This is a genomic window from Streptomyces sp. RKAG337 (assembly GCF_023701715.1).
Taxonomy (GTDB): domain Bacteria; phylum Actinomycetota; class Actinomycetes; order Streptomycetales; family Streptomycetaceae; genus Actinacidiphila.
Window position 1 is genome coordinate 2809114 of the sequence record NZ_JAJOZA010000001.1, and the last position, 20669, is coordinate 2829782.

The following is a 20669-nucleotide window of genomic DNA, read 5'->3' on the forward strand; positions in this document are numbered from 1 at the left end:
ACCCCATGCAGATCCACAAGTACGACACCGTCATCGTCGGCGCCGGCGGCGCCGGAATGCGCGCGGCCATCGAGTCGACGAAGCGCAGCCGCACCGCCGTGCTGACGAAGCTCTACCCGACCCGCTCCCACACCGGCGCCGCCCAGGGCGGCATGGCCGCCGCCCTCGCGAACGTCGAGGAGGACAACTGGGAGTGGCACACCTTCGACACGGTCAAGGGTGGCGACTACCTGGTCGACCAGGACGCCGCCGAGATCCTGGCGAAGGAGGCCATCGACGCGGTCCTCGACCTCGAGCGGATGGGCCTGCCCTTCAACCGGACGCCCGAGGGCAAGATCGACCAGCGCCGGTTCGGCGGGCACACCCGCAGCCACGGCGAGGCCGCCGTGCGCCGCGCCTGCTACGCGTCGGACCGCACCGGCCACATGATCCTCCAGACGCTGTACCAGAACTGCGTCAAGGAGGGTGTGGAGTTCTTCAACGAGTTCTACGTCCTGGACCTGCTCCTCACCGAGGTCGACGGGGTCCAGCGGACCGCCGGCGTCGTCGCGTACGAGCTGGCCACCGGCGAGATCCACATCTTCCAGGCGAAGGCCGTCATCTTCGCCTCCGGCGGCACCGGCAAGTTCTTCAAGGTGACCTCCAACGCGCACACCCTGACCGGTGACGGCCAGGCCGTCGCGTACCGGCGCGGGCTGCCGCTGGAGGACATGGAGTTCTTCCAGTTCCACCCGACGGGCATCTGGCGCATGGGCATCCTCCTCACCGAGGGCGCCCGCGGCGAGGGCGGCATCCTCCGCAACAAGGACGGTGAGCGCTTCATGGAGAAGTACGCGCCCGTCATGAAGGACCTCGCCTCCCGCGACGTCGTCTCGCGCTCCATCTACACCGAGATCCGTGAGGGCCGCGGCTGCGGTCCCGAGGGCGACCACGTCTACCTCGACCTCACGCACCTCCCGCCGGAGCAGCTGGACGCCAAGCTGCCCGACATCACCGAGTTCGCGCGGACGTACCTCGGCATCGAGCCCTACACGGACCCGATCCCGATCCAGCCGACCGCGCACTACGCCATGGGCGGCATCCCCACCAACGTCCAGGGCGAGGTGCTGAGCGACAACACCACCGTCGTCCCGGGCCTGTACGCCGCGGGCGAGGTCGCCTGCGTCTCGGTGCACGGCGCCAACCGCCTCGGCACCAACTCGCTGCTCGACATCAACGTCTTCGGGCGCAGGTCGGGCATCGCGGCCGCCGAGTACTCGGCGACCACGGACCACATCGAGCTGCCGGAGGACCCGGCCTCCCGGGTCGTCGCCCAGGTCGAGGGCCTGCGCAACAACACCGGCACCGAGCGGGTCGCGGACATCCGCAAGGAACTGCAGGAGTGCATGGACACCAACGTGATGGTGTTCCGTACCGAGCAGACGATCAAGACGGCCGTCGAGACGATCGGCGCCCTGCGCGAGCGCTACAAGAACGTGTCCGTCCAGGACAAGGGCAAGCGCTTCAACACCGACCTGCTGGAAGCCATCGAGCTGGGCAACCTGCTCGACCTGGCCGAGGTCATGGCCGTGTCCGCGCTGGCGCGCAAGGAGTCCCGCGGCGGTCACTACCGCGAGGACTACCCCACCCGCGACGACGTCAACTTCCAGCGGCACACCATGGCGTACCGCGAGACGGACTCCGCCGGCAACGAGTCGATCCGTCTCGACTACAAGCCGGTCGTGGTGACCCGCTACCAGCCGATGGAGCGTAAGTACTGATGAGCACCCCGACGCTCGACAAGTCCTCCGGCCACTCGGAGGCCCTGGACGCCGCCGAGGCCGCCGCCGGTCACCTGATCACGGTCACGATGCGGATCCGCCGGTTCAACCCGGAGGTCTCCGACGCGGTCGATTGGGTCGACTACCAGTTCCCGATCGATCCCAAGGAGCGCGTCCTGGACGCCCTCCACAAGATCAAGTGGGAGCTGGACGGCACGCTGACGTTCCGGCGTTCCTGCGCCCACGGCATCTGCGGTTCGGACGCCATGCGCATCAACGGCCGCAACCGGCTGGCGTGCAAGACCCTGATCAAGGACCTCAACCCGGAGAAGCCGATCACGGTCGAGCCCATCAAGGGCCTGACGGTCCTGAAGGACCTGATCGTCGACATGGACCCGTTCTTCCAGGCCTACCGCGACGTCATGCCCTTCCTGATCACCAAGGGCAACGAGCCGACGCGCGAGCGTCTGCAGTCCGCCGAGGACCGTGAGCGCTTCGACGACACCACCAAGTGCATCCTGTGCGCCGCGTGCACGTCGTCGTGCCCGGTGTTCTGGAACGACGGCCAGTACTTCGGCCCGGCCGCGATCGTCAACGCGCACCGCTTCATCTTCGACTCGCGCGACGAGGGCGGTGAGCAGCGGCTGGAGATCCTGAACGACAAGGACGGCGTCTGGCGCTGCCGCACGACGTTCAACTGCACCGACGCATGCCCCCGCGGCATCGAGGTCACGAAGGCCATCCAGGAAGTGAAGCGCGCGCTCATCACGCGCCGTTTCTAGGACGTCCCGCAGCTGAGGGCCCTCTCCGCCACGGCGGACGGGGCCCTCAGCCGTTCCCGCTCGCGGTTACTCCCACTCCCAGCGCAGCGCCTGGAAACCGGGCTGCGGGTCCTCGACGGAGAACAGCGCCCGGCCCGACGCGCTGATCCAGACCGGTTCGACCGCGGGCAACGGGCCGCCGCCGGTGGTACCGACGCAGCGGTGGCTGCGGAACGGGACGGCGTCCGGGTGGAACTGCACTTCGAGCGTGTAGAGCCGGACGGGCACCGGAAAGCCGCGCCCGCACTCGGTGGTGCGGGCGCCCACGGTCGGCATGCGGTAGGTGTACTCGACGACCTCGGTCTCACCCTTGCCGAGCACCCGGTCCAGCAGCAGTTCGGCGACGACCAGTGGTACCGAGCCGTCGATCCGGACCCGGCCGGGGCGGGCGTTGCGCACCCCGGTGAGGACGGGCAGCTCCCGGGCCGGGTCGTCGCCGCGGGTGATGATCATGCAGCGGTCCACCCGCTCGCGCTCGGCCCGCAGGACCATGGTCGTCGTCCAGGTCCGCTCGCAGCCGTTCGCGTCGATCTCGTACCGGTCGTGCACCGCCAGCCGGGCGAGCCCGTCGTCGGTGGAGCCCATCTCGCCGAGCAGTCCCGGCAGGCTCTCGTACTCCTGCCAGAGGCGGGCGGCGTCGAGGTTGGCGGGCGGGCGGTTGACCCAGCGGCCGCGCGGGCGCTGCGGTCCGAGCAGGGAGACCAGGGAGTCGGAGGGGAGGGCGAGCAGCTCCTCCAACAGGCGTACGGCCTGCCGGGACTGGGGGCGCTCGGGCCGGCTGCGGCCGCGGCGCCAGTAACTGAGCGTGGTGACGCTCACCTGGACGCCCCGGGTGTCGAGCCGGTGCCGGATACGTTCCATGCTGAGTCCGCTGGCCCGGACGGCGGCGTCGAGGGCGGCTTCGAAGGGGCCGGTGCGCAGCGCATCGGCGATTTCTGGAGGCAGCGGTCTATAGGTCACAGGGGGTGGTCATCCGTCCTGCGTGCCGGGTGTGGGGGAGGCACATGTTAGCGACCGGCCGGGAAACGGCCGGTGACGCGCATCACGCTGTGAACAGTCTTACCCAAAGATTTAGCGTTCACAGACGTTGCACAGCTTGTGGGAGATGCTTTAACGAGTTGTTGTAACTCCCGCAATTAAACAGAGTTGGGAGTCCGTTGCCCCGGGTCATCGGCCGCCGCCATGCTCCCTGGCCATGAAACGATCTGTACTCGCCAGCACCCTCACCCTCGCGGTCAGCGGGCTCCTGATAGCCGGGGCGGGCACCCCCGCCAGCGCCGCGAAGAACCCCCGGCCCATCCCGCCGAAGGCGAGCGAAGCTCAGGCACTGCGCGACGCGAACTCCGCCGTCGCGGCTCACCCGCAGCTGGTCAAGGCCGGCGCTCACGACGTGTTCACGTCACGCGACGTGACCGTCGACGCCGACGGCTCGCGCCATGTGCACCTCGACCGCACCTACCAGGGCCTGCCGGTCCTGGGCGGCGACGTCGTCGTCCACTCGGCTCCTGACGGCACCGCGCGCGACGCCTCGCTGACGCTGGCGGCGCCGCTGAACCTGTCGGTCACGCCGAAGATCACCGCCAAGCAGGCCATCGCCACGGCGGCCAAGAAGTTCAAGGGCGTCAAGCACGGCAGCACGGCCCAGCTGGTGGTCGACGCCACCGCGGCCACGCCGACGCTGGTCTGGCAGGTCGTCACCAACGGCACCGCCCCCGACCAGTCGCCGAGCCACCTGCACGTCCTGGTGAACGCACAGACCGGCGCCGCCGGCCAGTCGTGGAACAGCTTCATCAGCACGGTCGCCGCGGGCCGGACCCAGGCGACCGCGCCCGCCACGTCCGTCGCGGGCGCCGCCGCCTCCGGCACCGGTCACGGCTACCAGGTCGGCGACGTCACGCTGGGCACCACCAGCGTCAGCGGCGGCTACCAGCTGCTGGACCCGACCCGCGGTAACGGGGAGACGCGGGACGCCCAGAACAAGACCGTCCTCAACGACTCGCCGCCGGCCGGCTGGGGCGCCGCGTTCACCGACACCGACAACGTCTGGGGCGACGGCACCCTCAACAACCGCGCCACCGTCGCCGTCGACGCCCACTACGGCATCCAGGCCACGTGGGACTACTACAAGAACGTCCACGGCCGCAACGGCATCAAGAACGACGGTGTCGGCGCCCGCTCCTTCGTCCACTACGGCGTCAACTACGGCAACGCCGGCTGGGACGACGACAGCTTCTCCATGATCTACGGCGACGGCGAGGTGGGCGACAAGCCGTTCACCGAGCTGGACGTGGCCGGCCACGAGATGAGCCACGGCGTCACCGCCGCGACCGCCGGCCTGAACTACTTCGGCGACGCGGGCGGCCTCAACGAGTCCACCAGCGACATCTTCGGCACCCTGGTCGAGTTCAACGCCAACAACCCGGCGGACAAGCCCGACTACCTCATCGGCGAGAAGATCAGCTCCACGCCGCTGCGGTACATGGACGACCCGAAGAAGGACGGCGTCTCGCAGTCCTGCTGGACCACCGGCACCAAGAACCTCGACCCGCACTACTCGTCGGGCGTCGGCAACCACTTCTTCTACCTGCTGGCCGTCGGCTCCGGCTCCTCCTCGTACGGCAACAGCCCGACCTGCGGCGGCGCTCCGGCCGTCACCGGCATCGGCAACGCCGACGCGGGCAAGATCTGGTACCGCGCGCTCTCCACGTACATGACGGCCGCCACCGACTACCCGGGCGCCCGCACCGCGAGCATCAAGGCCGCCAAGGACCTCTTCGGCGGCACCAGCGCGCAGTGCGCCGCGGTCGAGAAGGCCTGGACGGCAGCCGCCGTCGCCGCGACCTCCACCACCTGCGGCGGCACCGGCACCAACCCGCCGACCGGCACCAACCTGCTGGCCAACCCGGGCTTCGAGTCGGGCGCGACCAGCTGGACGCAGACCAGCGGCGTGATCACCAACGCCACCGGCGCCCACGCCGGCTCGTACTTCGCCAAGCTGGACGGCTACGGCACCACCCACACCGACACCCTGTCCCAGTCGGTGACGGTCTCCGCCACGGCGGCGGCCCCGAAGCTCAGCTTCTGGCTCGGCATCACCACCAAGGAGTCCGGCTCCACGGTCTACGACACCCTGAAGGCCCAGGTCGTCTCCGGCACCACGACGACCACGCTGGCCACGTACTCCAACGCCACCCCCGGCGGCTACGCCCAGCGCACGCTCGACCTCTCCGCCTTCAAGGGCAAGACGGTCACCATCAAGTTCGTCGGTGCCGAGGACTCCTCCCTCGCCACCAGCTTCCTGATCGACGACACCGCCGTCACCAACGGCTGACCCACCTGCCCCCCACGGGGTGGCGGCCCGGACGGAACGGCATAGGCCTTCCGCCCGGGCCGCCGCCGTTTCCGCGTCCGGCGGGCGGGCGGGCGAGCGGCGGGCACCCGACGAACGGCGCGTTCAGTGCTCCGGGTCGTTCTCCGCTCGGTCGGCGAAGACCGCGCGGGCGGCGGCGATGGCGTTGAGGGCGGCGGGGAAGCCTGCGTAGCCGGCCATCTGGGTGATGATCTCGACGGTCTCGTCCTCGGTGCCGCCGACGTTGAGGAAGCCGTGGATGTGGACGCGGAGTTGGGGGTCGGCGGTGCTCAGGGCGGTGCACATGGCGACGCTGGCGAGTTCGCGGGACTTGAGGTCGAGGCCGGTGCGGGAGTAGATGTCGCCGAAGGCGTACTCGATCAGGTAGCGGGCCAGGTCGGGGGCGATGTCCTCGAGGGAGGCGACGACCGCCTCGCCGGCGTGGCCGTCGATGCGGGCCAGCGCCTCCAGGCCGCGCTCGTAGCGGGTGGTGCCCGGCTCGCTGGGGGTGGCCGGGGCGACGGGGCCGGCGTCCGCGTCGCCGGGCTCCTTGCGCGCGGCGAACGCCTCGCGGGCGACCGTGAGGGCGTTGAGGGCGGCCGGGAAGCCGGCGTAGACGCTGGCGTGGATGAAGGTCTCCACGATCTCCCGCCGGCTGATGCCGATGTTGAGCGCGCCGTCGACGTGGAAGCGCAGCTGCGGGGCCGCGTTGCCCATCGCGGCGAGCGCCGAGATGGTGGCCAGCTGGCGCTGCGGGAGGGTCAGGCCGGGGCGGGAGATGATGTCGCCGTAGCCGAACTCGACGGTGAACCGGGCCAGGTCGGGGGCGATGTCGGCGAGGCTGTCGAGGACGGCGGGCCGCTCGGTGCCGGCGATCTGCTGCAGTACCGCGAGGCCGCGCGCGTAGCGCTCGGAGGGGGCGTCGGCGGCGGTGTTCTTGTCTGTGGTGGCCATGGCATCGAACGTACGGGTTGGAGTGAGCTCTAACGCAAGCTTTGTACGTCCTCCGCCGCCAGCAGGATCCGGCGGAGCAGGTCGGACAGCGTCCGGCGTTCGTCGGCGTCGAGCGCGCCGAGCAGCCGGTACTCCTCGTGGCCGAGCACGTCCATCGAACCGAGCCAGGTCGCCCGGCCCTCCTCGGTCAGTTCGATGTCGACCCGGCGGCGGTCCGTCGCGGAGGGGGTGCGGCGGACGAAACCGCGATGGGCGAGCGTGTCGAGCCGGCCGGTGACGGAGGCGGGCGCCATGTCCAGGTCGTTGGCGAGCTCGGAGGGGCTGGCCTTGCCGCCGCGGCCCGCGAGCGCGTGCAGGGTCTCGAACTCGTGCCGCTGGAGGTCGTAGTCGGCGAGCGACTGGTCCCGGAAGCGGCGCAGGTGGTGGGCGATCATCTTCATCCGGGTGACCGCGCCCTCGATGTCGGGGTCGAGGTCGGGGAGGACGGGCAGCCAGCGCTCGACGTGCTCGTCGGTCCGGTCCCGGCCGCGGTCCTGGCCGCCACCGCCACTGCCGTCGCTAGGGCTCATGCCGTCACTCTACGCCCGTTCCGTCGGCATCGAATTATTCGTTGACGAAAGGTTCGGCACCGAAATACATTCTCCGCGTGACCCTACCGACGCCCGCGCCACCCACGCACCCCCTCCGGCTGCCCGCCTTCCGCCTGCTCTTCATCGGCCGCACCCTGTCCGCCCTCGGCGACGCCGTCGTCCCCGCCGCGCTGGCCATCGCCATCACCCGGGCCACCGACGGATCGGCCACCGCGCTCGCCGTCGTCCTCGGCTGCTCGATGGTCCCGAAACTGCTGCTGCTCCCCCTCGGCGGCGTGTTCGGCGACCGCTTCGACGTCCGCAAGGTCGCCCTGGCCACCGACCTCGTCCGGTGCGCCGCCCAGCTCTTCGTCGGCGCCGAACTCATCGGCAGCGACCCGCAGCTGCTCCACATAGCCGCCGCCGAGGTGGTCGGCGGCATCGCCTCCGCGTTCGCCATGCCGACCGCCTCACCGCTGATCACCGGCACCACCGAAGGACCGGAACGGCAGAAGGCCAACTCCCTGATGGCCGCGGCCCGCAACGCCGCCTTCTTCGGCGGGCCCGGCGTCGCCGGGCTGCTGGTGTTCACCGCGGGGCCCGGCTGGGCCTTCGTGCTGGACGCGGCGACCTTCGCGGCCAGCGCGGCGCTGCTGACCGCGATCCGCGTCCGGCGCACGCCCATCCCCCGCCGCTCGATGCGCGCCGACCTGGTCGAGGGCTGGTCCGAGGTGCGGTCCCGTGACTGGTACTGGACGAGTCTGATCGCGCACGCCACCTGGAACGGCGCCGCCGCGGTCCTCGCCACCCTCGGACCGATCGTCGCCCGCGACCGGCTCGGCGGGGACGACGTCTGGATCTACCTGCTCCAGGCGGGTACCGCGGGCCTGGTCGTCGGGTCCCTGCTGGCGAGCCGCGCCAAGCTCTCCCGCCCCGTCCTGGTGGCCAACCTCGGCCTCGCGACGTACGCACTGCCGCTGATCCTGCTCGCGCTGGCCGCGCCCGCCCCGCTGCTCATCGCCTCCTACGGCCTCGCCCTCTGCGCGCTCGGCTTCCTCAACCCGGTCTGGGAGACCACCGTCCAGCAGGCCGTCCCGGCCGGGGTGCTGGCCCGCGTCACGTCCTACGACTGGCTGCTCTCGCTGGCCGCGATGCCGGTCGGCTACGCCGCCGCGCCGCTCGCCGCCAACGCGTGGGGAACGGCGACCCCGCTGGCGGTCGCGGCCGGACTGGTGGCGGCCGCCTGCCTGGGGACGGCGCTGGTGCCGGGGGTGCGGCGGGTCGGCCGGACGCCCGTAGCCGCCACGCCACCGGTCCCCTCGACCGCCGGCCGGGCCTGAGCGGGCTCTAACGTCCCGGAACCGCGTCGCTCTCCACCACGAGTTCGGCCGGCCGGGCCGACGGGAGGGTGACATGGACCGTGAGGCCGGTGCCCGGGGCCGTGTCGAGGCGGACCGAGCCGTGATGGGCGTCGACGGCGGCCTGCACGATCGACATGCCGAGGCCGGCGCCACCGGTGTCCCGGGCCCGGTCGGGGTCGGCGCGGAAGAACCGGTCGAAGGCACGGGCGGCGTCCTGCGGGGAGAGGCCGGGACCGGAGTCGGTGATCCGCAGCAGGACGTCCTCGTCCCGGCGGACGACCTCCACGGTCACCGGGGAGTCCGCGGGGGTGTGCACACGGACGTTGCTGAGCAGGTTGCCGAGGATCTGCCGCAACTGCGCCTCGTCCCCCAGCACTTCCACACAGCCCGGCAGCACCAACGCGACGGGCCGCTGCGGCTGCTGCATGGCGAGATCGGCGATACCGTCCCTGACCAGCTGCGAGAGGTCGACGGGGCGCGGCGCGAGCGCCGGCCGGTCCTCCAGCCGGGCGAGGGCGAGGAGTTCGTCGACGAGGCGGCTCATCCGCAGCGCCTCGGCGGAGACCCGGGTCAGGGCACGGTCCTTCTCGTCGGGGTCGAGCATGCCCTTCTCGTAGAGCTGGAGGTAGCCGCGGACCGAGGCGAGCGGCGTGCGCAGCTCGTGGGAGGCGTCGGCGAGGAACTGGCGGAGCTGGGCGGTGGCGCGCTCGCTGCTGGTGAGCGCCGTCTCGATCTGCTGGAGCATGGCGTTGAGGGCCGCGCTGAGCTGCTCGACCTCGGTGCTGCCGTGCGAGGCGGTGGCGATCCGCCGGGAGAGGTCGCCCTCGGAGATGGCGGAGGCCGTCTCGACCATGTCCTCCAGCGGTTGCAGCCGCCGGCGGGCGGCGGTCAGCGAGCCCATGGCGAGCAGGCCGAGCAGCACGACGCTGTCGATGACCTCGACGATGAAGAGATGGCCGACCGCGCGCCGCACCCCGTTGAGCCGCATCCCCTTGACGACCATGGTGCCGTCGCCGAGCCGGGAGACCACCACCCGGTAGTAGCTGCCGCCGCTGTGCACGGTCGCGGCGTCCTTGGAGTCCGCGAGGGCCTTCGGGTCCGGCATGGCCGCCGCGAGACTGCGGCGCTCGTCGCCGAGGTTCGCCACGTTGCCCTCGCACACCGTGGAGATCCGGCCGTGCGAGTCGAGTACCAGGAAGAGGTCCTGGTCGAAGGCCTGGGCGACGACCTTGTTCCCGTCGTTGGTCTGCAGCATGCCGGCCATCGTGCACAGCTGCTGCAGCCCGCCACTGGTGAACGGCGTGGAGGACAGCGCCCTCTGGGAGGTCTTCAGCGAGTCGTCTATCTCGCCGATCAGCATGGTGTACATGCCGATGAGGCTGGCGGAGCCCGCCATCACCAGGCCGATGGCGAGGAAGGTGACATTGGCCATCGTGAAGCGCCCGCGCAGCGAGCGGGGGCGCGGCCAGAAACAGCGTTTGCCGTCCGGGCGCGGCTTTCCGCCGCCCCGTCCAGCGCCCCGTCCACCACCGATTCCAGCGCCGGTTCCACCGTCGTACGTGCCGTATCCGCGCCGCGATCCGGCGGCGCCCGCGCCGAACCCGAACGTCCCGAACCCGAGCCTCATGCCAGCGCCCGCAGCCCGTAGCCGATGCCGCGGCGGGTCTCGATCAGCGGCGGCCCGAGCCGGTCGAGCTTGCGCCGCAGGTAGCTGATGTACGTCTCGACGACGGTCGATTCGACGACCGTGTCGTACTGCCAGACGTGCTGCAGCAGCTGCTCCTTGGTGACGATCCGCCCGGCGTTGCGCAGCAGGTGCCGCAGCAGGTTGTACTCGGTGGGGGTCAGATCGACGGGCTCGCCGGCGCGGCGGACGGTGAACGTCGTCTCGTCCATCTCCAGGTCGCCGTGGCGCAGCACCGGGTCGACGGCCTCCGGTTCGCGCCGGGTCCTGCGCAGCACGGCGTGCACCCGGGCGACGACCTCGTCCACACCGAACGGCTTGGTGATGTAGTCGTCGCCGCCGAGGGCGAGCCCGCCCACGACGTCGCGCGGCGCGTCCCGGGCGGTCACGAAGATCACCGCGAGGTCGTCGCGTTCGGCGCGCAGCGTGCGGCAGACCTCCCAGCCGTTGCCGTCCGGCAGCATCACGTCGAGCAGCACCAGATCGGGCCGGTGCTCGCGGGCGGCGATGACGGCCTGCCGGCCGGTGGCGGCGGTGTACACCGTAAAGCCGTGGTATTTCAGGGTAATTCGGAGAATGTCCGCGATGCCCGGCTCATCCTCGACAATCAGCACGGTGGCCGGGCTCTCTGGGTTCTCCATGACTCGATTATCAGCAGGGATGCCCCACAGACCCACTGGAGACAACTTGGGAGTTCCCTGAGAGATCCCGATTCACCTTGTGAACGCCCGGTCCTGACACAGAGGCTGAACAGACTGCGGGAGATCCAACTCCGGCGGTGGACGTCGGCAGCGAGTGAAGGAGCTGGGACCGTGGCCTCATTGGCACGATGGTGCTTTAGGCGCAAGTGGCTGGTGATCGGGTTGTGGGTGCTCGTCATGGCCGGCTTCGGCGGCGCGGGCGGCGCCGCCGGGAGCGCCTACGCCAACGTCTTCGAGCTGCCGGGTACCGAGTCCGCGCAGGTTCTGAAGCTGATGGACAAGGCCTTCCCCGCTCAGGCCGGCGAGACCGACAACGTCGTCTGGCACGTGGACCAGGGCTCCGTGCGGGACGCCGCGGTCCAGCAGAAGATGACCGCGACCCTGCAGAAGATCAAGAGCGGCGTCGCGGACGTCGGCACGATCGCGAGCCCGTACGCGCCCGAGGGCGCCGCGAAGATCAGCAAGGACGGCAGGACCGCCTACGCGGCCATCACCTTCACCAAGCTCGGCAACGAGCTGGACAAGGAGGAGGTGAAGAAGCTGGTCGACATCGTGCACGACGCGGGGGGCAGCGGCCTGGAGGTCGAGGCCGGCGGCCAGGCGATCCAGATGGCGGAACAGCCTCCGCAGGGGCTGAGCGAGCTGGTCGGTGTCGCGGCCGCGGCCGTCGTCCTCTTCCTCGCGCTCGGTTCGGTCTTCGGCATGCTGATGCCGATCATCACCGCGCTGTTCGCCATCTTCACCGCCTCGTCCGCGATCCTGCTGCTCAGCCACGGCATGGCGGTCGCCGACTTCGCACCGGTGCTGGCCATGCTCGTGGGCCTGGGCGTCGGGATCGACTACGCGCTGTTCATCGTCACCCGGCACCGCAAGGGCATCCTGCGCGGGCTGACCCCGGAGGAGGCCGCCGTGACGGCGGTCAACACCTCGGGGCGCGCCGTGCTGTTCGCGGGCGGCACGGTCTGCATCGCGCTGCTCGGCATGTTCGCGATGGGCCTGAGCTTCCTCAACGGCGTCGCCATCGCCGCCTCGCTGACCGTCGTCCTGAGCGTGGCCGCGGCCATCACCCTGCTGCCCGCGATGCTCGGCGTCCTCGGCAACCGCGTGCTCTCCCGCCGCCAGCGGCGCAAGCTGGCCGCCAACGGCCCGGAGGCGAAGCTGGCCACCGGCGCCGCCGCCCGCTGGTCGTCGTTCGTGGAGCGGCACCCGCGGGTGCTCTCCGTGATCGCGATCGCGATGATGGCCACGCTGGCCGTGCCGGTGCTCTCCCTGCGTCTCGGCTCCTCCGACCAGGGCAACAACAAGGACACGACGACGACCCGCAAGGCGTACGACCTCCTCGCCGACGGGTTCGGTGCGGGCTTCAACGGCCCGCTGACGATCCTCGCCGAAGTGAAGTCGGACACCGACAAGGCCGCCGTGCAGACCCTGGTCGGCAAGCTCAACGCGACCAAGGGCATCACCTTCGCCGCCGCGCTGCCGATGCAGCCGGGCGCCGACATCGCCGTCATCCAGGCGGTGCCGGACACGTCACCACAGGACAAGGCGACCTCGGACCTGATCGACCGGCTCCGCTCCGACGTCGTACCGGCCGCCGAAAAGGGCAGCACGATGCAGGCGTACGTCGGCGGCCAGACGGCGATGTACAAGGACTTCGCCTCGGTGCTGATGGGCAAGCTGCCGGTCTTCGTCGCGGTGATCATCGCGCTGGGCTTCGTCCTGCTGATGATCGCCTTCCGCAGCATCGTCGTTCCCCTGACGGCCGCGGTGATGAACCTGGCCGCCGCCGCCGCGTCCTTCGGCGTCCTGGTCGCGGCCTATCAGTGGGGCTGGGGCGGTGATCTGCTGCTCGCCAGCCGCGAGGGGCCGATCGAGGCCTTCCTCCCGGTGATCATGCTGTCGCTGCTCTTCGGCCTCTCCATGGACTACCAGGTCTTCCTGGTCAGCCGGATGCACGAGGAGTGGGTGCACACCAAGGACAACGCGCGGGCGGTACGGGTCGGCCTGGCCGAGACCAGCCGGGTGATCAACTCGGCGGCCGTCATCATGATCTGCGTCTTCGTCGCCTTCGTCCTCAACGGGGAACGCGTCATCGCGATGTTCGGCGTCGGCCTCGCGGGGGCGGTCGCGCTCGACGCGTTCATCCTGCGGACCGTGCTCGTCCCCTCGCTGATGCACCTGTTCGGCAACGCCAACTGGTGGCTGCCGGAGTGGCTCGACAAGCGGCTGCCGCACCTGGCGGTCGAAGGCGCGCCGGACGAAGCCCCCGACGCTGCCCCCGACGCTCCGGCAGCGGGTGTCGTCGTCCCGCTGCAGAAGGCCGGCGGCCCGTCCGTGCGCGGCACGGTCCGCGGGTCCTCAGGGCTGCCGATCCCGCGCTCGGAGCTCACCCTGATCGCCGCCGACGGCCGCCAGGTCGGCCGGATCACGGCGGAGGACGACGGTACGTACAGCCTGCCGACGCCCGGCAGCGGTTCGTACGTCCTGGTCGCCAACGCCGACGGGCACCACCCGCAGACGGCGAGCGTCATGACGTCCGACCGTCCGGTCGAGTGCGATCTTCGGCTCAGCGGCACCGGGACCCTCACCGGCACGGTGCGCACCGCGAACGGCGAACCCGTCGACGACGCGCGGGTCGTGCTCCAGGACGCGGACGGCAAGGAGGTCGGCGTCGTCCACACGGGCAAGGACGGCGGCTACGCCTTCGCCAACCTCTACCCGGGCCGCTACACCCTGCTGACGATGGGCTACCCGCCCTTCCCGGCCACGGTCACGGTGGGCAGTGGTGAGGACGGCGACGGCGACGACAACCTCGACCTGGAGCTGAGCCACTCGCGCGACTGAGCGGCTCCTCTCCCCTCTCGCCCAACCTCTCCGCCGAACGCCGGGCGGGCCTGATTCCTCAGGCCCGCCCGGCGTTTTCCGTTGCGCTGGAACTTGTGGTTGAACACGTTCAAAAAGAGGTCTAGAGTCATGTCCGTCAGAAGTTTTGAACACGTTCAAGTCTCTCGCAAAGGGATGGACCATGGACCTCACGGTCGTCGCGTACGTCGTCTACCTGCTCATCAGCATCGGGCTGACCATCTGGGTCGCGCGCACCCTCAGCACCAACGGGCGGGTCTTCCTCGCCGATGTGCTGCACGGCAACGAGAAGCTCGCCGACGCCGTCAACCACCTTCTGGTGGTGGGCTTCTACCTCGTCAACTTCGGATTCGTCGCCCTCTACCTCAAGGCCGCCGACGCGGTCGAGGACGCCCGCGGGCTCTTCGAGGCACTGTCGGTCAAGCTCGGGGTCGTCCTGCTCGTCCTCGGTGTCCTGCACCTCGGCAACGTCTTCATCCTCAACAAGATGCGCCGCCGGGGCATCATGGACAAGGAGCAGATCCCGCCGGTGCCGCCGCAGGGCTGGGCCACCCCCGCCACCCCGGCGCTCTGAACACCATGACCGCCGACGCCACGCACGCCGCGGGTGCCGCCCCTCAGGGGGCGGCGGTACCCGCACCGGCCCACCGGGACCCCCGCGTCCCGGTCCGCCGGCTGACCGTCCTGTACGACGCCGACTGCAGGCTCTGCACCTTCGTACGCGGCTGGCTCGCACGCCAGCGCCAGCTCGTCCCGCTGGACCTCGTCCCGGCCTGCTCCCCCGAGGCGCGCGGCCGGTACCCGGACCTCGACCACGCCTCGACCCTGAGCCGGATCACCGTCATCGGGGACCAGGGGCAGCTCTACACGGGCGACGCCGCCTGGATCGTCATCCTGTGGGCGCTCGCCGAGTACCGGCCGATGGCGCACCGCTTCAGCACCCCGGTCGGGGCGCCGCTCGCCCGTGCCGCGGTCCTGGCGGCCGCCAAGTACCGGGCGGCGACAACCCCGTACGCCGGCTGGGGCACCGCCCCGAACGGCGGGGCCCCGGGCCCCGGTCCCGGCCCCGCCCAGAACGGCTGGGGACCGGCCAGGACCGCCTGGGCACCGCCCCGGACGGGCTGGGAGCGGGCCCAGTACCCCAGCACCGGAAGGCCGGTCATGCCGGCCCACGAGGACTGCGGCGATGCGTGTCGGCACGGCGGTTAGGCTCACCCTCGTGGAAGAAACTGACCGCCGCCCGTCCGACGACGCCGCCCCGGCCGCCGAACTGCCAGGCGGCCGGGCGCGACCGAAGACCGACAAGAGCGAGCTGACCCGGGCGCTCATCCTGGACACCGCGATGCGGATGTTCCAGGAACGGGGCTACAACAAGACGACGATGCGGGCGATCGCGACCGAGGCCGGGGTGTCGGTCGGCAACGCCTACTACTACTTCGCGTCGAAGGAATACCTGATCCAGGGCTTCTACGACCGGATGACACACGAGCACGCGGCCGACGCCCACGCCAAGATGGCCGGCGTCACCGACTTCTCCAAGCGCCTGGAGATCGCCCTCACCTCGTGGGTGGACTGCGCGGCGCCGTACCACGAGTTCGCGTCGCAGTTCTTCCGCACGGCGGCCGACCCGGACAGCCCGCTCAGCCCGTTCTCGAACGAGTCGCACCCGGCCCGCGCCACCGCCGTCGCCATCTTCGACGAGGTGCTGAACGGCTCGGACCTGGCCCCCAAGCTCGACGCCGAACTGGCCGAACTCCTCCCGGACCTGCTGTGGCTGCACCTCATGATCGTGGTGCTGTACTGGGTCTTCGACCGCACCGACGACACCGAACGCACCCGGAACTTCGTCAAGCGGTGCACCCCGCTGGTGGCGAAGGTCGTCAGCCTCTCCCGCTACCGGGTGTTCCGGCCGCTGGTCAGGGACGCCAAGGGACTCATCCACGACTTCATCCTGCCGACGTTCATCTCGGCCCAGAAGCCGTCGGGCGGGGGCGGGGACGCGAAGTCGTCCGGTACGGCCGGCGCCGAGGCTCCCGCGGCCGCGGAACCCGTCGCGAAGGCCCCCGTCAAGCGGGCGGCGAAGCGCGCCGCGAAGCGCGCGTCACGCGCGCAGTGACACCAGCTTCACGATGGTGATGTCCGACGGCGCCCCGACCCGCACCGGCGGACCCCAGGCGCCCGCGCCGCGGGTCACGTACAACTGGGTGTCGCCGTACCGGTCGAGACCCGCCACCGTGGGGTTCGCCAGCTCCGCGATGTAGTTGCCCGGCCAGAGCTGGCCGCCGTGCGTGTGTCCGGAGAGCTGCAGGTCCACGCCGTGCTTCACCGCTTCGTGGATCATCACCGGCTGGTGCGCCAGCAGGACGGCGGCCCGGGTGCGGTCCCGGTCGCCGAGCGCCTTGCCGTAGTCCGGCGCGGCGTGGTGGTCCGCGCCGGAGATGTCGTTGACACCCGCGAGATCGAAGCCGGGCAGCTCCACACGGGCGTTCTCCAGCGGGTGCACGCCCAGTTCCCGGACGAAGTCGACCCACGGCGCCGCGCCCGAGAAGTACTCGTGGTTGCCGGTGACGAAGTACGAGCCGTGCCGGGACCGCAGCTGGGCGAGCGGCTCGGCGGCCGGCCCCAGATCGGCCACGGTCCCGTCGACCAGGTCGCCGACGATCGCCACCAGGTCGGGGCGGGCGCCGTTGATCGTGTCGACGATCCGCTGGGTGTGCGCCCGCCCCAGGATCGGGCCGAGGTGGATGTCGCTGACCACCGCGATCCGGTAACCGTCCGCCCGTGCGGGCAGCTTCGCGAGCGGCACGGTCACGTTCTTCAGCCGGGGGCCGCGCAGGACGCCGTACATGCCGTAGCCGACGGTCCCGGCGGCCGCGGCACCGGCCGCGACGGCGACGGTGCGGGCGACGAACTGCCGCCGGGTGGCGGCGGCGGGGTCTTCGGTTGCCGCGGGGACCGGCGGTGGAGCGGTCGGCGGGGATGCGGCCGAAGTTGCCGTCGCTTCCGGTGCTGGTGCCGTCGCCGTTGCCGTTGCCGGAACTGCTACCGGAACGGCTTCCTCCGGATTCCCCCGGGTCGCCGCCCGGCGGTCGAGTGCGCGCCGCAGCAGGGGCCGTACCGCCTCGCCCACCAGCAGCGCGAAGGTCAGATAGATCAGCACCGCGAGCCACAGGTAGCCCGGCCAGGCCAGCCACCGTTCGCCCGCCAGCGGCAGTGCACGGCCGCCGATCAGCGCGCCCAGGCTGATCAGCGGGAGGACGAAGGCGAGCACCGTCCCGATCCGCCGGTACCAGCCGCGGGGCGCCGACACATCGCGGACCAGGCGCCGCCACAGGTAGCGGTGCAGGACGGCGAAGAGCGCCAGGACGGCCAGCCCGCCCAGGACGAAGACGACGACCACTAAACGGCGGCCGTGTCGGAGGGGTGCCGCTCGGCATCGGTCCCGGCGGCGGTACCGGCATCGGTCCCTGCCGGGGTCCCGGCGGCTTCGCGCTTCAGGACCCGCAGCGACCGCAGCCCGAGCGCGCCGATCGCCGTTCCCAGCAGGAACGAGGTGATCGCGAGCGTCAGATGCACCCAGAAGTACGCGGTCGGGGAGCCGTTGTCGAAGGCGAGCCCGCTGACGTCCTTCCACAGGTTCTTGACGAAAGTGGTCCAGACGATCCAGGACCACACACCGAACGCGACCAGGAACCAGGAGACGGGGCGGTTGAGCTTCATACCTCCAGTATGGAGACTCCCGCACGGCAACGGCCGACGGGGTCCGGATGGTTCCACGTCGGGGGCGTGCGAATCCTCACTCGTCCGCAGGACAACCGAAGGGCGCGCGTTCCGCCACCAGGACTGTACGTTCGCCTGGTGTCCAAGCCTGCACCCGTCTTCCGCCGTTCCCTGCTGGCCCTGTGCGCCGCCGCACTCGTGTCCGGCCCGCTCCTCGCGTCCCCTGCCCACGCGGACGGCAGAACGAAGGAGCCGGTGCCTCCGGCCACCATGTCGAAGGTCGGCGGCGACCGGCTCGGGGTGCCCGGCACCCAGGTGCAGCCGGACGCCGGCACCCCGCCGCTGCCGAAAATCACCGCGCGTTCGTGGATCGTCGCGGACGCGAAGACCGGTGAGGTGCTCGCCGCGCACAACGCGCACTGGCAACTGGCGCCCGCCAGCACCCTGAAGATGCTGTTCGCCGACACCGTGCTGCCCCGGTTCGAGAAGACCCAGCTGCACACGGTCGCCGACTCCGACCTGAGCGGCATGGGCGAGGGCAGCAGCCTCGTCGGCATCAAGGAGAAGCTCAGCTACACGGTCCACGACCTGTGGCTCGGGGTCTTCCTGCACTCGGGCAACGACGCCGTGCACGTCCTCGCCACCATGAACGGCGGCGTCGACAAGACCGTGCAGGAGATGAACGCCCAGGCCAAGGAGTTGCAGGCCGACGACACCCATGTCGTGTCGCCCGACGGGTACGACATGCCGGGCCAGGTCAGCAGCGCCTACGACCTCACGCTATTCGCCCGGTCGGGGCTGAAGAACCCGGACTTCCGCGAGTACTGCGCGACGGGCAGCGCCCAGTTCCCCGGCGACTACACGAAGGACAAGGCGGGCAAGCCGACGAAGGTGCGCGGCACGTTCGGCATACAGAACACCGACCGCCTGCTGACCGGCGCCGACGGCGTCCGCCGTTACCCCGGCCTGCTCGGCGTGAAGAACGGTTACACCACCAACGCGGGCAACACCTTCACCGGCGCCGCGGAACGCGACGGACGCACCCTGCTGGTCACCGTGATGCACCCGGCCGCGGGCAGCAGCGAGGTCTACAAGGAGACGTCCGCCCTGCTGGACTGGGGCTTCAATGCCGCCCCCACCGTGAAGCCGGTCGGCACCCTGGTCCCGACCCGGAGCGCCGCCAAGGCCAACCCTCCCGCCCCGGACACCAAGGGTCCCGCGCAGGCCACGGTCTCCGGCACGTCCAGCTCGCACGGCATGTGGACCTACGCCGGCATCGGCGCCGGCGCACTGGCCCTCATCGCCGCCGCCGTCCTGCTGGTACGCCGCCGCCGCACCGCCCCGGCCCTGACCCTCCCGGACGACTCCCTCCCCTCCCGCCCCTCCCGGCGCAAGTAGCGCGCCGGAGCCACCGGCTGACCGGGCCCGCACCGACGGCACCCGGACCGACGGACCCGGTTCAGGCGGGGTGGACGGCTCCCGGGTGGTCTTCCGTGGGTTCCGGCTCGGTGGCGGGTTCCGGGGCGGCCGCCGCCTCCGGATCGTCCTTGGGCGGGACCGCCGTCCAGGCGGCGCAGAAGAGGAGCAGCTTGGCCATGAAGTTGAACCAGAGCAGCAGGGCGACGGGGACGCCGAAGGCGCCGTACATGCTCTTGGCCGCGACGTTCTGCAGATAGCCGCTGAGGACCAGCTTGAGGATCTCGAAGCCGAAGGCGCCGATGAGGCCCGCGACGACGACCCGGCGGCGCGGGGGTTCGACGCCGGGCAGCAGGGTGAGCAGGACGACGATGAGCACGAAGTCCGCGACGACGGCGATGCAGAAGCCCGCGGCGGTGAGGACGAACCGGCCGGGGGTGCTGTGTTCGAGGCCGAGGTGGTCGGCGGCCCAGCCGACGGCGGCGGTCGCGAAGGCGGATGAGGCCAGCGACACGATGGCGGCGGCGCCGAGGCCGAGCAGGATCCCGCCGTCCTTGAGCCGGCCGATGACCGGGTTCTCGTCCTCGTCGTCCTTCTCCCAGACCGCGCGCAGGCAGTCGCGGAGCGAGGCCACCCACCCCAGGCCGGTGAAGAGCAGCAGCGCGCCGGCGATGAGGCCGACCGTGCCGGCGTTGTCGACCAGACCGTTGATGTTCAGCTGGTCGGAGATGCCCGGGACCTGCTCGGAGACCTGCTTCTGCAGGTCCTGGAGCTGCTGGTCGGAGAGCAGGGCGGCGCCGATCGCCGCGGCGACGGTGATCAGCGGGAAGAGGGAGAGGAAGCTGGTGAACGTGACGGCCGCGGCCAGCCGGCTCCAGTGCACCTCCTGGAGGTGCTCGAAGGAACGCCAGGCGTGGGTGCGCATCAGCCGGGCGATCCACGGGCCGATCCACCGCAGTCCCGTCAGCCACTCCATGTGATCCACTCCATGTCTGCGCGCCTACCCTGCGTCAGCGCGCGCATTCCCGGGGCGGGGCCGGGGCCGGGGACGGTCCCGGCCGTCCGAAGACGAAGGTCCTCGTCCCCCAGAACCGCAGCGCGGTGGCCAGTGCCATGCCGATGCCGGCGCCCGAGATCACGTCCGCGCGCGGGGTGGTGAGCCCGAGGAGGTAGTGCGACAGGGCCAGGCACAGGAGCTGTACCACCGCGCCCGCCACGTTGAACGCGAAGAAGATGCCGTACTGGCGGGCGCGGCTCACGGACGGCGCGCGGCCGCGGTAGGTGCCCAGCGCGTTGCCGGCGTAGGCGACCGTGCAGCCGGCGAGGAAGGACAGCGCCTTGGCGGTGAGCGGGCCGAAGCCGCCGGGGCCGCGCAGCCAGATGAACAGCCCGAGGTCGACGGCGTAGGCGGCGGCGCCGGCCAGCGCGAACCCGAGGATCTCGGAGCGCAGGGCGGACCCGGTGCCGCGCTC

Annotated in this window: 18 protein-coding genes; 9 read left to right on the forward strand and 9 right to left on the reverse strand. The window is 71.0% G+C overall.

Translation table 11 applies throughout. The annotated features are described in order from the left end of the window. The first annotated feature begins 5 nt into the window (after positions 1–5). Both sdhA and LNW73_RS12160 read left to right on the forward strand, forming a co-directional pair. Positions 6–1760 carry a succinate dehydrogenase flavoprotein subunit gene (gene sdhA, locus LNW73_RS12155; RefSeq protein ID WP_250989928.1) on the forward strand — a complete coding sequence of 585 codons (1755 nt, stop codon included), beginning with the start codon at positions 6–8 and terminating at the stop codon, positions 1758–1760. Beyond that, entirely contained in the window at positions 1760–2542 is a 783-nt protein-coding gene (locus LNW73_RS12160; protein ID WP_250977369.1) for a succinate dehydrogenase iron-sulfur subunit, read from the forward strand. Before sdhA ends, LNW73_RS12160 begins: the two co-directional genes overlap by 1 nt. A 66-nt stretch (positions 2543–2608) precedes the next feature. Here LNW73_RS12160 and LNW73_RS12165 read toward each other — a convergent pair whose 3' ends face one another. Further along, positions 2609–3541 (reverse strand): hypothetical protein, encoded by a 933-nt coding sequence (locus LNW73_RS12165; protein ID WP_250977368.1) that lies wholly within the window; start codon positions 3539–3541, stop codon positions 2609–2611. Between the two features lie 235 nt (positions 3542–3776). On the opposite strand from LNW73_RS12165, the gene LNW73_RS12170 reads away from it, so the two are divergent. Then, positions 3777–5912 (forward strand): M4 family metallopeptidase, encoded by a 2136-nt coding sequence (locus tag LNW73_RS12170; RefSeq protein WP_250989929.1) that lies wholly within the window; start codon positions 3777–3779, stop codon positions 5910–5912. A gap of 123 nt (positions 5913–6035) precedes the next feature. On the opposite strand, the gene LNW73_RS12175 is transcribed toward LNW73_RS12170, so the two are convergent. Continuing rightward, positions 6036–6884 (reverse strand): carboxymuconolactone decarboxylase family protein, encoded by an 849-nt coding sequence (locus LNW73_RS12175; RefSeq protein WP_250989930.1) that lies wholly within the window; start codon positions 6882–6884, stop codon positions 6036–6038. Positions 6885–6913: 29 nt separating this feature from the next. Next, on the reverse strand, positions 6914–7453 hold the full coding sequence (locus tag LNW73_RS12180) for a MarR family winged helix-turn-helix transcriptional regulator (RefSeq protein WP_250989931.1): 540 nt from the start codon (positions 7451–7453) through the stop codon (positions 6914–6916). A gap of 77 nt (positions 7454–7530) precedes the next feature. Here LNW73_RS12180 and LNW73_RS12185 point away from each other — a divergent pair, with 77 nt between their 5' ends. Next, positions 7531–8793 (forward strand): MFS transporter, encoded by a 1263-nt coding sequence (locus LNW73_RS12185; RefSeq protein WP_250977364.1) that lies wholly within the window; start codon positions 7531–7533, stop codon positions 8791–8793. A 7-nt stretch (positions 8794–8800) separates the two neighbouring features. Here the strand turns inward: LNW73_RS12185 and LNW73_RS12190 are convergent, their stop codons facing one another. Both LNW73_RS12190 and LNW73_RS12195 read right to left on the reverse strand, forming a co-directional pair. Next, complete coding sequence (locus tag LNW73_RS12190) at positions 8801–10246, reverse strand: sensor histidine kinase (protein WP_250977363.1); 1446 nt, start codon at positions 10244–10246, stop codon at positions 8801–8803. Between the two features lie 191 nt (positions 10247–10437). Continuing rightward, positions 10438–11139, reverse strand: coding sequence for a response regulator transcription factor (locus LNW73_RS12195; protein ID WP_250977362.1), 702 nt, complete (start codon positions 11137–11139; stop codon positions 10438–10440). Between the two features lie 180 nt (positions 11140–11319). Between LNW73_RS12195 and LNW73_RS12200 the strand changes: the two genes are divergently transcribed. From LNW73_RS12200 to LNW73_RS12215, 4 genes are all read left to right on the forward strand, one after another. Then, a complete protein-coding gene (locus tag LNW73_RS12200; protein WP_250980293.1) occupies positions 11320–14043 on the forward strand; it encodes an MMPL family transporter in 2724 nt (907 codons plus the stop codon). A gap of 181 nt (positions 14044–14224) precedes the next feature. Next, positions 14225–14635, forward strand: a complete 411-nt coding sequence (locus tag LNW73_RS12205) for a hypothetical protein (protein ID WP_250977361.1) — start codon at positions 14225–14227, stop codon at positions 14633–14635. Between the two features lie 5 nt (positions 14636–14640). Further along, the gene (locus LNW73_RS12210) at positions 14641–15270 is read left to right on the forward strand and encodes a thiol-disulfide oxidoreductase DCC family protein (protein WP_250989932.1); all 630 of its coding nucleotides are present in this window, start codon (positions 14641–14643) and stop codon (positions 15268–15270) included. A 10-nt stretch (positions 15271–15280) separates the two neighbouring features. Next, positions 15281–16177, forward strand: a complete 897-nt coding sequence (locus tag LNW73_RS12215; protein WP_308407663.1) for a TetR/AcrR family transcriptional regulator — start codon at positions 15281–15283, stop codon at positions 16175–16177. On the opposite strand, the gene LNW73_RS12220 is transcribed toward LNW73_RS12215, so the two are convergent. After that, positions 16163–17461, reverse strand: a complete 1299-nt coding sequence (locus LNW73_RS12220) for a metallophosphoesterase (protein WP_250977359.1) — start codon at positions 17459–17461, stop codon at positions 16163–16165. The two genes, LNW73_RS12215 and LNW73_RS12220, sit on opposite strands and share 15 nt — an antisense overlap. After that, a complete protein-coding gene (locus tag LNW73_RS12225) occupies positions 17461–17781 on the reverse strand; it encodes an SCO4848 family membrane protein (RefSeq protein ID WP_250989933.1) in 321 nt (106 codons plus the stop codon). The genes LNW73_RS12220 and LNW73_RS12225 overlap by 1 nt, the downstream gene beginning before the upstream one ends. Positions 17782–17919: 138 nt before the next feature. Between LNW73_RS12225 and LNW73_RS12230 the strand changes: the two genes are divergently transcribed. Continuing rightward, the gene (locus LNW73_RS12230) at positions 17920–19179 is read left to right on the forward strand and encodes a D-alanyl-D-alanine carboxypeptidase family protein (RefSeq protein ID WP_374118088.1); all 1260 of its coding nucleotides are present in this window, start codon (positions 17920–17922) and stop codon (positions 19177–19179) included. A gap of 61 nt (positions 19180–19240) precedes the next feature. Here the strand turns inward: LNW73_RS12230 and LNW73_RS12235 are convergent, their stop codons facing one another. Continuing rightward, a complete protein-coding gene (locus LNW73_RS12235) occupies positions 19241–20173 on the reverse strand; it encodes a YihY/virulence factor BrkB family protein (RefSeq protein WP_250989934.1) in 933 nt (310 codons plus the stop codon). A 34-nt stretch (positions 20174–20207) separates the two neighbouring features. Beyond that, entirely contained in the window at positions 20208–20648 is a 441-nt protein-coding gene (locus LNW73_RS12240; protein ID WP_250992896.1) for a GtrA family protein, read from the reverse strand. Positions 20649–20669 lie beyond the last annotated feature (21 nt).

What these genes read in the sequence shown, in the direction of transcription:
- LNW73_RS12205 (WP_250977361.1), top strand. Translation starts at nt 14,225, where the DNA reads ATGGACCTCACGGTCGTCGCGTACGTCGTCTACCTGCTCATCAGCATC.
- LNW73_RS12175 (WP_250989930.1), bottom strand. Translation starts at nt 6,884, where the DNA reads ATGGCCACCACAGACAAGAACACCGCCGCCGACGCCCCCTCCGAGCGC.
- LNW73_RS12180 (WP_250989931.1), bottom strand. Translation starts at nt 7,453, where the DNA reads ATGAGCCCTAGCGACGGCAGTGGCGGTGGCGGCCAGGACCGCGGCCGG.
- LNW73_RS12160 (WP_250977369.1), top strand. Translation starts at nt 1,760, where the DNA reads ATGAGCACCCCGACGCTCGACAAGTCCTCCGGCCACTCGGAGGCCCTG.
- LNW73_RS12210 (WP_250989932.1), top strand. Translation starts at nt 14,641, where the DNA reads ATGACCGCCGACGCCACGCACGCCGCGGGTGCCGCCCCTCAGGGGGCG.
- LNW73_RS12170 (WP_250989929.1), top strand. Translation starts at nt 3,777, where the DNA reads ATGAAACGATCTGTACTCGCCAGCACCCTCACCCTCGCGGTCAGCGGG.
- LNW73_RS12190 (WP_250977363.1), bottom strand. Translation starts at nt 10,246, where the DNA reads ATGGCCAATGTCACCTTCCTCGCCATCGGCCTGGTGATGGCGGGCTCC.
- LNW73_RS12235 (WP_250989934.1), bottom strand. Translation starts at nt 20,173, where the DNA reads ATGGAGTGGCTGACGGGACTGCGGTGGATCGGCCCGTGGATCGCCCGG.
- sdhA (WP_250989928.1), top strand. Translation starts at nt 6, where the DNA reads ATGCAGATCCACAAGTACGACACCGTCATCGTCGGCGCCGGCGGCGCC.
- LNW73_RS12195 (WP_250977362.1), bottom strand. Translation starts at nt 11,139, where the DNA reads ATGGAGAACCCAGAGAGCCCGGCCACCGTGCTGATTGTCGAGGATGAG.
- LNW73_RS12225 (WP_250989933.1), bottom strand. Translation starts at nt 17,781, where the DNA reads ATGAAGCTCAACCGCCCCGTCTCCTGGTTCCTGGTCGCGTTCGGTGTG.